Annotated in this window: 12 protein-coding genes; 6 read left to right on the forward strand and 6 right to left on the reverse strand. The window is 66.5% G+C overall.

Going from position 1 to position 12,846, the window contains the following annotated elements; all coding sequences use genetic code 11:
• The first annotated feature begins 33 nt into the window (after nt 1–33).
• From J7U46_RS03610 to J7U46_RS03635, 6 genes are all read left to right on the forward strand, one after another.
• A complete protein-coding gene (locus J7U46_RS03610; RefSeq protein WP_282823465.1) occupies nt 34–1,071 on the forward strand; it encodes an SPFH domain-containing protein in 1,038 nt (345 codons plus the stop codon).
• 6 nt (nt 1,072–1,077) lie between these two features.
• Nucleotides 1,078–2,655, forward strand: a complete 1,578-nt coding sequence (locus J7U46_RS03615; RefSeq protein ID WP_282823466.1) for a DUF4178 domain-containing protein — start codon at nt 1,078–1,080, stop codon at nt 2,653–2,655.
• A gap of 67 nt (nt 2,656–2,722) precedes the next feature.
• The gene (locus J7U46_RS03620; RefSeq protein ID WP_282823467.1) at nt 2,723–2,944 is read left to right on the forward strand and encodes a DUF350 domain-containing protein; all 222 of its coding nucleotides are present in this window, start codon (nt 2,723–2,725) and stop codon (nt 2,942–2,944) included.
• On the forward strand, nt 2,925–4,511 hold the full coding sequence (locus J7U46_RS03625) for a polyamine aminopropyltransferase (protein WP_282823468.1): 1,587 nt from the start codon (nt 2,925–2,927) through the stop codon (nt 4,509–4,511). The genes J7U46_RS03620 and J7U46_RS03625 overlap by 20 nt, the downstream gene beginning before the upstream one ends.
• Nucleotides 4,493–6,076, forward strand: a complete 1,584-nt coding sequence (locus J7U46_RS03630; RefSeq protein ID WP_282823469.1) for an FAD-dependent oxidoreductase — start codon at nt 4,493–4,495, stop codon at nt 6,074–6,076. Before J7U46_RS03625 ends, J7U46_RS03630 begins: the two co-directional genes overlap by 19 nt.
• Before the next feature lie 112 nt (nt 6,077–6,188).
• Nucleotides 6,189–6,764 carry an outer membrane beta-barrel protein gene (locus J7U46_RS03635; RefSeq protein ID WP_282823470.1) on the forward strand — a complete coding sequence of 192 codons (576 nt, stop codon included), beginning with the start codon at nt 6,189–6,191 and terminating at the stop codon, nt 6,762–6,764.
• Nucleotides 6,765–6,825: 61 nt separating this feature from the next.
• Here the strand turns inward: J7U46_RS03635 and speD are convergent, their stop codons facing one another.
• From speD to J7U46_RS03665, 6 genes are all read right to left on the reverse strand, one after another.
• Nucleotides 6,826–7,197: an adenosylmethionine decarboxylase gene (gene speD / locus J7U46_RS03640; RefSeq protein WP_282823471.1), complete on the reverse strand. Its 372-nt coding sequence runs from the start codon at nt 7,195–7,197 to the stop codon at nt 6,826–6,828.
• Between the two features lie 2 nt (nt 7,198–7,199).
• Complete coding sequence (locus J7U46_RS03645; RefSeq protein WP_282823472.1) at nt 7,200–7,448, reverse strand: MoaD/ThiS family protein; 249 nt, start codon at nt 7,446–7,448, stop codon at nt 7,200–7,202.
• A 73-nt stretch (nt 7,449–7,521) separates the two neighbouring features.
• Entirely contained in the window at nt 7,522–8,751 is a 1,230-nt protein-coding gene (glp, locus tag J7U46_RS03650; protein WP_282823473.1) for a gephyrin-like molybdotransferase Glp, read from the reverse strand.
• Nucleotides 8,744–10,135 carry a threonine synthase gene (thrC, locus tag J7U46_RS03655; RefSeq protein WP_282823474.1) on the reverse strand — a complete coding sequence of 464 codons (1,392 nt, stop codon included), beginning with the start codon at nt 10,133–10,135 and terminating at the stop codon, nt 8,744–8,746. The genes glp and thrC overlap by 8 nt, the downstream gene beginning before the upstream one ends.
• Entirely contained in the window at nt 10,132–11,442 is a 1,311-nt protein-coding gene (locus J7U46_RS03660) for a homoserine dehydrogenase (protein WP_282823475.1), read from the reverse strand. Before J7U46_RS03660 ends, thrC begins: the two co-directional genes overlap by 4 nt.
• A 45-nt stretch (nt 11,443–11,487) precedes the next feature.
• Nucleotides 11,488–12,714 carry a pyridoxal phosphate-dependent aminotransferase gene (locus J7U46_RS03665; RefSeq protein WP_282824954.1) on the reverse strand — a complete coding sequence of 409 codons (1,227 nt, stop codon included), beginning with the start codon at nt 12,712–12,714 and terminating at the stop codon, nt 11,488–11,490.
• Nucleotides 12,715–12,846: the final 132 nt, after the last annotated feature.

Consider the following 12,846-nt stretch of genomic DNA (forward strand, 5'->3'; position numbering starts at 1 on the left):
GACGGCCGCATTGCCTTGAGAGGGGAACACACCATGGGCCTGATGAGCTTCATCAAGAAACAGTTCATAGACATCATCCAGTGGACCGAGGAGAGCGACGGCACGTTGGCCTGGCGCTTCCCCATCGCGGACATGGAAATCCAGTACGGCGGCTCGCTGACCGTGCGCGAGTCGCAGATGGCGGTGTTCGTCAACGAAGGCAAGGTCGCCGACGTGTTCGGCCCCGGCATGTACAAGCTGACGACGCAGACCCTGCCGGTCCTGACCTACCTGAAGAACTGGGACAAGCTCTTTGAATCTCCGTTCAAGAGCGACGTCTACTTCTTCAGCACCCGCCAGCAAATCGACCAGCGCTGGGGCACCCAGCAGCCAGTGACGATCCGCGACAAGGACTTTGGCGCCGTGCGCCTGCGCGCCTTCGGCAACTACGCCTACAAGATCGTCGATCCCAAGCTGTTCCACCAGCAGATCTCGGGCACCCGCGAGCAGTACACGGCGGCCGAGCTCGATGGCCAGTTGCGCGGCCTGATGCTGCAGCACATCAGCGATGCGGTGGCGCAAAGCGGCATCCCCTTCCTGGACCTGGCGGCCAACCAGGTCGAGTTCGCCAAAGCGCTGCAAGAGGCCACGGCGCCCTCCTTCGAGGCCATTGGCCTGAAGCTGGAAGGCGTGACGCTGCAGAACGTCTCGCTGCCCGAAGAGCTGCAGAAGATCCTCGACCAGAAGATCGGCATGGGCATGATCGGCCAGAACATGGGCCAGTTCATGCAGTACCAGACCGCCCAGTCCCTGCCCGAGATGGCCAAGGGCGCAGCCGCCGGCGGCGGCATCGCCGGCGATGCCATGGGCCTCGGTGCCGGCGTGGCCCTGGGCCAGGTGATGGCGCAGCAGCTGCAAGCCGGGCTGGCCCCGGCTGCCCATGCGGCTGCCGCGCCAGCGGCCCCGGCGGCGCAGAGCGCGGACGACATCATGGGCCTGCTCGAGAAGCTCGGCGACCTGAAGGCCAAGGGCATCCTGACCGAGGAGGAGTTCTCGGCCAAGAAGGCGGACCTGCTCAAAAAGCTAGGCTAAACCTTGGTGGATAGCACCACCCCGCAGCGCCGCTGGTCGGCGCCCTGCCCCAACTGCGGCGCGCCGGTCGAGTTCGCCTCCAGCGCCTCGGCCAGCGCGATCTGCAGCTTCTGCCGCAGCACGCTGCTGCGCGAGGGCGAGGCGCTACGCAAGATCGGCCAGAGCGCCGAGCTGTTCGCGGACCACAGCCCGCTGCAGTTGCAGGCGCGCGGCCGCCATGCCGGCGCCGATTTCACCCTCGTCGGCCGGCTGCAGCTGCGTTACGAGGGCGGCGTCTGGAACGAATGGCATGCGCTCTTCGACAGTGGCAAGAGCGGCTGGCTGTCTGAGGACAACGGCGCCTACGTCTTCGCTTTCGACGCGCCCTTGAGCGAGCCGGCGCCGGCCTCGCACACCCTGGTCGTCGGCGCGCAGCAAGTGCTGGCCGGCCAGGGTTGGCGCGTGGCCTCACTGACCCTGGTCACGCTGGGCGCGGCCGAAGGCGAGCTGCCCCGGCCGCCGCTGCCCAAGGCGGGCGAATTCCTGCTGGCCGACCTGCGCAACAGCCAGGATGAAGTCGGCACGCTGGACTACTTGAGCGAGCCGCCGCAATGGTCGGTCGGCCGCGCGGTGCGCCTGGCCGATCTCGCCATGAGCGGTCTGCGCGAAGACAGCGAGGCCACGCTCGCCTCGCGCGCCATGGCCTGCCCGAGCTGCGGCGCGGCGCTGGAGCCCAAGCTCGGCATGACCAAGTCCATGGTCTGCGGCCAGTGCCATGCGGTGGTCGACATCTCCGGCGGTGCCGGCGCCGACCTGGAGCACTACGCCCAGGCCAATGGCATGGAGCCGCAGATTCCGCTGGGCCGCACCGGCACGCTGGCCCTGCAGCCCAATGGCAAGCCGCTGTACTGGCAGGTGGTGGGCTACCAGGAGCGCTGCGACCTGCCCGCGCCCGGCGATGACGACGAACAGACCTTCTGGCGCGAGTACCTGCTCTACAACCGCATGGAGGGCTTTGCCTTCCTCGTGGACACCGAGGAAGGCTGGAGCCTTGTGCGGCCGCTGACCGGTGTACCGAAGCCGGCTGGCGGCAGCGATGTGGAATGGCAGGGCCGGCGCTTCAAGCAGCGCTGGCAGTACGCCGCCAAGACCACCTATGTGCTGGGCGAGTTCTACTGGCGCGTGCAGCGCGAGGACCGGGTCCAGGTCGGCGACTACGAGAGCCCCCAGGAATTGCTGAGCAGTGAGCGAAGCAGCAATGAGGTCACCTGGTCCCTCGGCCGCAAGCTCGATGCCAGCGAGGTAGCCACAGGCTTCCGCCTCGCGCCCGAGCGCGGTGCGGCCCTGGCCCGCGACGCCGGCGCGCTGAGCAGCGGTGGTGGCGTGCTGCGCACCATCGTCATCGTGGCGGTGCTGATACTCGTCCTAATCCCGCTGCTGCGCGCCTGCGCCAGCGACGATTGTCAGAGCTACAAGAACGCCTATGGCGAAGCAAGTGCCGAGTACCAGCAATGTCGGCGCAGCAGCAGCGGCAGCGGTGTGCGCCCGGGCTACACCGGTGGCTCCTGGGGTGGCTCGGGCAGCAGCGGTGGCGGCCACAAGTAGCCGCCGCGACGGACCCAGACGAACGAATGCATGAACAAAAATATGTCTCTCTACAAGGAGCACTGAGATGAGCGGTTTCGAATTCCTCAAGCCCGGCGTCGTGCTGGGATCCATCCTCTACGCCGTGATCGGCGTGCTGGTGTTCTGGATCAGCTTCGTCATCATCGACAAGCTGACACCCTACAAGCTCTGGGAAGAAATCGTCGAGCACAAGAACCTGGCCCTGGCCATCGTCGTGGCCGCCATGTGCATCTCGATTGGACTGATCGTTGCAGCCGCCATCCACTGAAGCGCCCGCAGAGGCGCCGACCCAGCGCGTCTCCCTGCCCGAACTGCTGCTGCTCGCCAGCGTCTTCGTGGTCGCGGCCTGCGGCCTGGTCTACGAACTCGCCGCCGGCGCGCTCGCCAGCTATTTGCTCGGCGATTCGGTGCTGCAGTTCTCCACCATCATCGGCACCTATCTGTTCGCCATGGGCCTCGGCTCCTGGCTGTCGCGCTTCGTCGAGCGGCAGCTGGTGGCGCAGTTCCTGCGCATCGAGCTGCTGGTCGGCCTGATAGGCGGGCTGATGCCGGCGGCGCTGTTTGCGGCGCACAGCCTTTTGCCGCCCAGCCATCTCGCCGAGTTTCGCTGGCTGCTCTACGCCCTCGTGCTGCTGGTCGGTGCGCTGGTGGGCCTGGAGATTCCGCTGGTGATGCGCATCCTGAAGCACCAGTTCAGCCATCGCTATGCGCTGAAGGACCTGGTCTCGCAGGTGCTGACCTTCGACTACCTCGGCGCCCTGCTGGTGGCGCTGGCCTTCCCGCTCTTGCTGGTGCCGCAGCTGGGGCTGATACGCACCGGCATCGCCTTCGGCCTGCTCAATGCGCTGGTGGCCGTGTGGGCCTTGTTCCTGTTCAGGCCGCAGCTGCGGCGCTGGGGTGCGCACGCTGCGGCCTGTAGCCTCACGCTGCTGGCCCTCACGGCGGCGATGCTGGGTGCCGAGCAGCTGAGCAGCTGGGCCGAGGAGCGCTTCTATGGCGAGCAGATGCTGGTGCGCGAGTCGAGCGACTACCAGCGCGTGGTCGTCACCAGCGGCCGCAACGGCGTGCGCCTGTTTCTGAACGGCAACCTGCAATTCCATTCGCGCGACGAGTACCGCTATCACGAGGCCCTCGTCCATCCGGCCATGGCTGGGCATGGCGCCCCGAAGAAGGTGCTGGTGCTGGGCGGTGGCGACGGCATGGCGGTGCGCGAGATCCTCAAATACCCGAGCGTCGAGAGCATCACGCTGGTGGAGCTGGACCCGCACATGACGCGCCTCTTCTCCACCTTGCCGCTGCTGCGCGAGCTGAACCGCGATGCGCTTTTGAGCCCCAAGCTGAAGATCGTCAACCTTGATGCCTTCGGCTGGCTCGGCCAATTGCCGGCCGACGAGCGCTTCGACGTGATCGTGATCGACTTCCCCGACCCGTCCAATTTCTCGCTGGGCAAGCTCTACACCACCAGCTTCTACCAGCTGATCGACCAGCACCTCAGCGCCTCGGGCTATGCGGTGATACAGACGACCTCGCCGCTAATCGCACGGCGCAGCTTCTGGACCGTGGCAGCCACCGTAGAAGCCGTGGGCCTCACCGCAACGCCGTATCACGCCCATGTGCCGAGCTTCGGCGAATGGGGCTTCATCCTGGCATCGCGCCGGCCGTTCGCGCCGCCACGCGCGCTGCCCGAGGGCCTGAAGTTCCTCAGCGTGCAGAGCCTGCCGGCCCTGCTGGACTTCCCGCCCGACATGGCGCGCCCATCAGGGCTGGAGCCCAACCGCCTGTCCAACCAGCAACTGGTCCACGAGTTCGAAGCCGAATGGGGCAAGGTCCATTGATCTCCCGGCGCGGTCTGCTGGGCGGCGCTGGTGCCCTGGCCCTCGCGGCCTGCGGGCGTGAACCGCAGCAGCTGCAAGGCGGCTGGGTCGGCGCCACGCCGGCGCGCGGCCACCGGTTGCGCCAACCCTTGCCGAGGCCGGGCGACGCCCCGCTCAAGCGCACCGGGGTCTTGATCGTCGGCGGCGGCGTGGCGGGCCTCGCCTGCGCCCGTGCGCTGCAACAACGCGGCGTCGATTTCGCGCTGCTGGAGCTGGAAGACCAGGCCGGCGGCAATGCACGAGGCCATGCGATGCAGGGCCTGCCCTGCCCGCTGGGCGCGCACTACCTGCCGCTGCCCGGCCCCGCCGCACCCGAGGTGCAGCAGCTGCTGATGGAGCTGGGCCTGGCACGCGAGCAGATGGGCCGCGTCGTCTACGACGAACGCCATCTCTGCCACAGCCCGCAGGAGCGGCTGTTCTTCGAGGGCCACTGGGTCGAGGGACTGCTGCCGCCCGCCGACGGCGCGAACGGCCTGGCGCAGTACCGCCGCTTTGGCGCGGCCGTGGGCCGGGCTCAACGCCAACTCGGCTTCGCGATGCCGACCCACCGCGCAGGCTGGCGCGCGGGCCATGCGGCGCTTGATGCCCAGACCTTCGATCAATGGTTGGATGCTCAGCAGCTGAACGACACCCGCCTGCGCTGGTACCTGGACTACTGCTGCCGGGATGACTTCGGTGCCGGCAGCAGCGTGGTCTCGGCCTGGGCTGGCCTGCACTACTTCGCCAGCCGACACGGCTTCCATGCGCCCGGCGATGCCGAGGCCGAGCGCGAGCCGGTGCTGACCTGGCCCGAGGGCAATGGCTGGATCACCGCGCGCATGGCGGCAGGCCTGGGTGAGCAGTTGAAGCCGGGCCGCACGGTGCTGCGCGTCGAGCCAGGCAAGCACCAGGTCGAGGTGCTGGCCTGGAATGAAACGGCCGACGCACCGGAACGCTGGTCAGCCTCGCAGCTGGTGCTGGCCACGCCGCTCTTCATTGCGCAGCGCCTGCTCGGCGACGCGGCGCCGGCCGCCTTGGTTGAAGCCAATCGAGGCGCGCGCCATGCCCCGTGGCTGGTGGCCAACCTGCTGCTGGCTGGGCCCTTGCTGGACCGCCCCGGCGCACCACCCGCCTGGGACAACGTCGCCTACGGCAGCCGCCTCGCGCTGGGCTATGTGGACGCAGGCCACCAGGGCCTCTCGCCGCAGCGCGGCCCCACCGTGCTGAGCAGCTACTGGGCGCTGCCGGAATCGCAGCGCCCGACCCTGCTGCAAGAGCCTTGGCAGGCCTGGGCTGGCCGCGTGCGAGTCGAAATGGAACAGTTGCATCCCGACCTGCCCGAACAGTTGCAAGGCATCGACATCGCGCGCTGGGGCCATGCCATGAGCATCCCGGTGCCGGGCCGGCGCGGTTCAGCCGCGCTGCAAGCGCTGCGAATGCCGCATGGCCGCATGCACTTTGCGCATGCCGATCTGGCCGCCTACTCGGTGTTCGAAGAGGCCTTCACCCTTGGGCATGAAGTCGGCCACACTGCCAAAAGTCATTGATCTCAATTTGTGAAATGCGGGTTAACCGCAACAGTACAAGCCCTTTGGGAAAAACCCTTGCTAGCATGGGCCCGCCCCCGAGAGGAGGGGTTAACCGAAAGAGATCACGACCATGAAGAAGATCATTGCCCTGGCCGCCCTGGCCTTCATCGCAGCCCACGCTTCGGCCGCTGACAAGACCTGGTACATCGGCGGCGACGTCGGTTCCACCCAGTTCAAGGCCGACGGCGACAAGGAGCGCAAGACCGGCTTCGGCGCCACGCTGGGCTACTCGCTGAACGAGAACGTCGCATTCGAACTGCAAGCCCGTCGTCTGGGCAAGGCCTCGCTGACCGAAACGGTGGGCAGCGTCAACTACACCACGACCCTCAAGGCCAACTCGCTGAGCGTCTCCGTCCTGGGCATCCTGCCGCTGAACAACGAGTTCTCGCTGTTCGGTCGCCTGGGCTACGCGCGCAACTCGCTGGACCTGTCGACCAAGGCTTCGAACGCCGCTGGCACGGTCTCGTTCGACGGCCACAAGAACAAGGCCCTGTTCGGCTTCGGCGCCGACTACAAGATCAACAACAACCTGAGCCTGCGTGCCGAGTACGTGAACCTGGGCAAGAACAAGGTCAACGTCGGCGGCATCGGCGAACTGGAATCCAAGATCCAGCAATTCAACGTCGGCGCGAACTACGCGTTCTGATCCCTCCGGGGCTCGACGACAAAGCCCGCCTCGGCGGGCTTTCCTTTTTGTGGGCGCCCATTCAACCCCGCTGCAGGGCTTGCCGCTTGGTCGCGCCCGGCGCAAACGCGGCGCAGAGGCTGGTCATCAGCCGTTCCGCCTTGGTGCTGTTGTCCTGCCCGAGGTTGCAGACATAGACGTCCAGCGTCACGCCGCCGCGCTCGGGCCAGGTATGGATGGCCAGGTGCGACTCGGCCAGCAGTACCACGCCTGTGATGCCGCTCTGGCTCTCGCCCGGCGCCGGCTCGAAGCGATGGAACAGTTCGGCCACGGCGCCAAGGCCGGCCTCGGCCACAGCCTCGACGCACAGCGCGCGCAAGGCCGCGCAGTCGGTCATCAGCGACTGTGTCGGGTTGCAGCCGCTCAGGTCGGCGGTGAGATGAAGCCCTTGCATCGTCAGCCGCCTGTGACCGGCGGGAAGAAGGCGACTTCGGCGCCGTCCTGTATCACGACGGACTCGTCGCACATCTGCTTGTTCAAGGCGCAACGGACAGCGCGGCCACGGGCAAGCACGGTGGCGTGGGCCTCGCTGCTGGCGATCAGACGATCACGCAGCTGCGCCAGGCTCAGGCCCGCAGCATCGACCTGCTCCGTACTGCCCAAGGCTTCGCGCAGCGAGGCGAAATAGCGGACGGTGATCGTCATTTGGGCACCCATCGGCCTGCGGCCTGTCCCGCCGAGCGGGAGCGAGCGTGCTTGGGGCGGCCCTGTGCGGCGCTCATGACAGCAGCTCGGAGAACGGCAGATAGCTGACGGCATCACCGGCAGCAATCGTCGTGGACGGCGGGTTGTCGACCAGGCCATCGCCCCAGACGGCCGAGCTCAAGACACCCGAACTCTGATTGGCGAAAAGCTCCAACCCACCCGCATCGTTCAAGCGCGCACGCAGGAACTCGCGGCGCTTGTCGGCCTTGGGCCAATTGAAATCTGCTCGCACTTGCAGCCGGCGCGGAGCCAGCTTGGCGGCGCCTTGCAATCGCAGAATGACCGGCCGCACCAGCAAGAGGAACGTGACGAAGCTCGACACTGGATTCCCAGGCAGGCCAATGAACCATGGGTCCGCCACCTTGCCAAAAGCCAGCGGCTTGCCGGGCTTGATAGCGATCTGCCAGAGGTCCAGCGAGCCTTCGGCCTGCACGGCCGGGCGCAGATGGTCCTCCTCGCCGACAGAGACGCCGCCCGAGGTGATGATGAGGTCCGATTGAGCGGCGGCTTCGCGCAGGGCGGCGCGCGTCGCATCGAGCTTGTCCGGCACGATACCGAGGTCGATCACTTCGCAGCCCAGGCCCTGCAGGAGGCCGCGCAGGGTGAAGCGATTGCTGTTGTAGATCGCGCCGGGCTTCAGCGGCTCGCCAGGCATCACCAGCTCATCGCCCGTGGAAAACAGCGCCACGCGCACGCGGCGCGCCACGCTCAAATGCGCAGCGCCGACCGAGGCCGCCAGACCGAGCGCGGCAGCATCCAGGCGATGACCGGCGGCCAGCACCACGCTGCCCTGCTCCACGTCTTCGCCGCGCCGGCGTATCCATTGGCCGCTCTGCACGGCGGTATTGATGCGTACGCTGCCCAGGCCTTCACCTGGCAAGGCCTCGCATTGCTCCTGCATCACGACGGCGTCGGCACCGAGCGGGATCTGGGCGCCAGTGAAGATGCGTGCGGCCGTGCCGGCCTGGTGCTGCGCGCCGATCACGCCGGCTGGCACCCGCTGCGCCACCGGAAGCACGACACCGGGCTCGGCAACATCGGCCGCGCAGAGCGCATAGCCATCCATGGCCGTGTTGTCGGCCGGCGGCACATCGATTTGCGAACGCACCTCGGCGGCCAGCACGCGATTCAGCGCTTCAGCCGTGGGCAGGCTTTCGACCTGGCCCAGCGGCACCACCTGGCTCAGGAGCCGGGCGAGCGCATCGTCCAGGCTTTGCAGCGCCGGCCGGGAGGCTTCAGACATGGTCGCTGATGAACTGCTTGACCGCCAGGGCGTCGGCCTTCATCTCGGTCACGCGCTTGGGCAGGGCCTCGATGTTCTCGAGGCCGGCCGGGCGCGGCGGCTCGATGTCCAGCGCCTCGCGGATGGTGGCGGCGAACTTGGCCGGCAAGGCCGTCTCCAGCACCAGCATGGTCACGCCAGGCTCGCGCTGCTCCAGCGCCACCTTGAGGCCGTCGGCCGTGTGAGTGTCGATCAGCTGACCGTAACGTTGATGGCAAAGCTTGATGGTGGCCAGGCGATCCGCATGCGTGCTGCGGCCAGAGCTGAAACCGAAGCGGGCGATGGCCGCATGTTCATCGACATTGAGCGCAAAGCCACCGGCACTGAACAGCGATTTGACGCGCGCACCATCACGACCCAGCAAGTCGTAGACGAATCGCTCGAAGTTGCTGGCCTTGGAAATGTCCATCGACGGGCTCGACGTTTCATGCGTCTCGGCACTGCCGCGCGGGCGGTAGCTGCCGGTGCGGAAGAACTCGTCCAGCACGTCGTTCTCGTTGGTGGCCACCACGAGCCTGGCGATCGGCAGGCCCATCATCCGGGCCACATGGCCGGCGCAGACGTTGCCGAAGTTGCCCGAAGGCACGCAGAAGCTGACCTTCTCGCTGTTCGATTTCGTGGCCTGCAGGTAGCCGGCGAAGTAGTAGACGACTTGCGCCAGCAGCCGCGCCCAGTTGATCGAGTTGACCGTGCCGATCTTGTGCTCGCGCTTGAACGTCAGATCGTTGGACACGGCCTTGACGATGTCCTGGCAGTCGTCGAACACGCCATCAATGGCGATGTTGTGGATATTGGCGTCCTGCAGGCTGAACATCTGCGCCTGCTGGAAGGGGCTCATGCGGCCCAGCGGCGAGAGCATGAAGACATTGACGCCGGCCTTGCCGCGCATCGCGTACTCGGCGGCACTGCCGGTATCGCCCGAGGTGGCGCCGAGGATGTTCAGGGTCTCGCCACGGCGGCCAAGTTCGTACTCGAACAGCTGGCCCAGCAGTTGCATGGCCATGTCCTTGAAGGCCAGCGTCGGGCCGTTGGACAGGGCCTCCAGCGCAAGGCCGGGCTCGAGTTGCTTGAGCGGCGTGATCGCCGTCGTGCCGAACACAGCCTCGGTGTAGGTGCGCTCGGTGATCGCGCGCAGGTCGGTGGCCGGGATGTCGTCGATGTACAGCGACAGGATCTCGAAGGCCAGCTCGGCATACGAGAGGCTGCGCCACTTTGTCAGCGTGGCATCGCTGATTTGCGGATAAGAGACCGGCAGATAAAGGCCGCCGTCCGGCGCCAGGCCTTCCAGCAGGATCTCGCAGAAGCGGCGTTCGGTCTGGTCGCCCCGGGTGCTGATGTACTTCACGCCAGCTCTTCCTTGCGCAAGCGAACGATGGGTGCCAGCACGGTGGGCAGTGCCTGCATCAGGGCCAGCGCCTTGTTCATACGGCCTTCGACGGTTTCATGCGTCAGGATGATCAGGTCGGTCTGCTTCTCGCCTTCCGCCGATTCACGCTGCAGCACGGCATCGATGGAGATGTCGTTGTCGGCGAGGATGGTGGTGATGCGCGAGAGCACACCGGCTTCGTCGGCCACGCGCAGGCGCAGGTAGAAGCTGGTCAGCACCTGGTCCATCGGCAGGATGGGCGTGTCGCTGATCGCATCCGGACGGAAGGCCAGGTGGGGCACGCGGTGCTCGGGATCGGCGGTGTGCAGGCGGGTGATGTCCACCAGGTCGGCGATCACGGCCGAGGCCGTGGGCTCGGAGCCCGCGCCCTTGCCGTAGTACAGCGTCGTGCCCACGGCATCGCCCTGCACCACGACGGCATTCATCGCGCCTTCCACGTTGGCGATCAGGCGATTGGCCGGGATCAACGTGGGATGCACGCGCAGCTCGATGCCGTTCTCACGACGACGCGTCAGGCCCAAGAGCTTGATGCGGTAGCCCAATTGCTCGGCGTACTTGATGTCGGCGGCCTGCAGCTGCGTGATGCCTTCGACATGGGCCTTGTCGAACTGCACCGGGATGCCGAAGGCAATGGCCGACATGATGGTGGCCTTGTGCGCCGCGTCCACGCCCTCGATGTCAAAGGTCGGGTCGGCCTCGGCATAGCCGAGGCGCTGCGCCTCCTTCAGCACGGTGGCGAAGTCCAGGCCCTTGCCGCGCATTTCCGACAGGATGAAGTTGGTTGTGCCGTTGATGATGCCGGCGATCCATTCGATGCGGTTGGCCGTGAGGCCCTCGCGCAGCGCCTTGATGATGGGGATGCCACCGGCCACCGCCGCCTCGAAGGCCACGATCACGCCCTTGGCATGAGCGGCCGCGAAAATCTCGGTGCCGTGCACGGCCAGCAGGGCCTTGTTGGCGGTGACCACATGCTTGCCGGCGGCAATCGCCTCCAGCACCAGGGTCTTGGCCACGCCGTAGCCGCCGATCAGCTCGATGACGATGTCGATCTCGGGATTGGCGATCACCTGGCGGGCGTCGCTCACCACCTCGCAGGCATCGCCGACGATGCTCTTGGCGCGGGCCACGTCGAGGTCGGCCACCATCGCAATCTCGATGCCCCGGCCGGCGCGGCCGCGAATCTCGGCTTGGTTGCGGCGCAGCACGTTGAAGGTGCCGCTGCCCACGGTGCCAATGCCCAGGAGGCCGACTTTGATCGCTTGCATAGGGAGGTCTCGGTTTCGTCTCAGAAGAGAAATTGGATATCGGGCTCAGCGGCCAGAACGTTTTCGGTAATGCGACAGGAAGCGCTCGATGCGGCCCACAGCCTCCGTGAGGTCATCGGAGTTGGGCAGGAACACCAGGCGGAAGTGATCGGGGGCGGTCCAGTTGAAGCCCGTCCCCTGGACGATCAGCACCTTTTCCTCGGCCAGCAGTTCGTAGGCGAACTGCTGGTCGTCCTCGATCGGGTAGATCTTGGGGTCCAGGCGGGGGAACATGTAGAGCGCCGCTTTCGGCTTGACCACGCTGACGCCGGGAATCTGGGTCAGCAGGTCATACGCCAGGTCGCGCTGGCGGCACAGCCGGCCGCCGGGCGCCACCAGGTCCTTGATGCTCTGGTAGCCGCCCAGCGCCGTCTGGATGGCAAGCTGGCCCGGCGTGTTGGCACACAGGCGCATCGAGGCCAGCATGTTGAGGCCGGTGATGTAGTCCTTGGCGTGCTTCTTCTCGCCGGAGACGATCATCCAGCCGGCGCGGTAGCCGCAGCTGCGGTAGTTCTTGGAGAGGCCGTTGAAGGTCAGGCACAGCACGTCGTCGGCCAGTGAGGCGATGCTGGTGTGGACATTGCCGTCGTACAGCGTCTTGTCGTAGATCTCGTCGGCCATGATGATCAGCTGGTGCTGACGGGCCAGTTCGACGATCTGCAGCAACAGGCTCTCGGGATAGAGCGCGCCGGTCGGGTTGTTCGGGTTGATGACGACGATGGCCTTGGTGGCCGGCGTGATCTTGCGCTTGATGTCCTCGATGTCCGGGAACCAGTCGCTGCTCTCGTCGCAGATGTAGTGCACCGGGTTGCCGCCCGAGAGCGCCACGGCGGCGGTGTAGAGCGGGTAGTCGGGCGCCGGCAGCAGCACCTCGTCGCCGTTGTCCAGCAGCGCGTTCAGCGCCATCACGATGAGCTCGGAAGCACCGTTGCCGAGGTAGACGTCGTCGATGCTGACGCCGCGGATGTTCTTTTCCTGGCAGTAGTGCACCACCGCCTTGCGCGGCGCGAACAGGCCCTTGGAATCGGTGTAGCCGGCGGCCTCGGGCAGGTTGCGGATCATGTCTTGCACGATCTCGTCCGGCGGCATCAGGCCGAAGGCGGCGATGTTGCCGATGTTCAGCTTGATGATCTTCTGGCCCTCTTCCTCCATCGCTCGCGCCTTGTCGAGCACGGGTCCACGGATGTCGTAACAGACATTGGCCAGCTTGCTGGACTTGGCGACGGGCTTCATCACGGGGTGCGCACTCCGGGGCAAAATTGGAATTTGACCACAGGGTAGCAGGGCTTTCCCCAGGGCCGCCCGGGCCGCTTTCGCAAACAACGCAGGCTCGCTTCGCGGCGACCCATGCCTTCCACGGATCCC

This window comes from Pelomonas sp. V22 (assembly GCF_030014915.1).
Taxonomy (GTDB): Bacteria; Pseudomonadota; Gammaproteobacteria; order Burkholderiales; family Burkholderiaceae_C; genus JAUASW01.

What these genes read in the sequence shown, in the direction of transcription:
- J7U46_RS03610 (WP_282823465.1), top strand. Translation starts at nt 34, where the DNA reads ATGGGCCTGATGAGCTTCATCAAGAAACAGTTCATAGACATCATCCAG.
- J7U46_RS03620 (WP_282823467.1), top strand. Translation starts at nt 2,723, where the DNA reads ATGAGCGGTTTCGAATTCCTCAAGCCCGGCGTCGTGCTGGGATCCATC.
- J7U46_RS03630 (WP_282823469.1), top strand. Translation starts at nt 4,493, where the DNA reads ATGGGGCAAGGTCCATTGATCTCCCGGCGCGGTCTGCTGGGCGGCGCT.
- J7U46_RS03635 (WP_282823470.1), top strand. Translation starts at nt 6,189, where the DNA reads ATGAAGAAGATCATTGCCCTGGCCGCCCTGGCCTTCATCGCAGCCCAC.
- speD (WP_282823471.1), bottom strand. Translation starts at nt 7,197, where the DNA reads ATGCAAGGGCTTCATCTCACCGCCGACCTGAGCGGCTGCAACCCGACA.
- J7U46_RS03645 (WP_282823472.1), bottom strand. Translation starts at nt 7,448, where the DNA reads ATGACGATCACCGTCCGCTATTTCGCCTCGCTGCGCGAAGCCTTGGGC.
- glp (WP_282823473.1), bottom strand. Translation starts at nt 8,751, where the DNA reads ATGTCTGAAGCCTCCCGGCCGGCGCTGCAAAGCCTGGACGATGCGCTC.
- J7U46_RS03660 (WP_282823475.1), bottom strand. Translation starts at nt 11,442, where the DNA reads ATGCAAGCGATCAAAGTCGGCCTCCTGGGCATTGGCACCGTGGGCAGC.
- J7U46_RS03665 (WP_282824954.1), bottom strand. Translation starts at nt 12,714, where the DNA reads ATGAAGCCCGTCGCCAAGTCCAGCAAGCTGGCCAATGTCTGTTACGAC.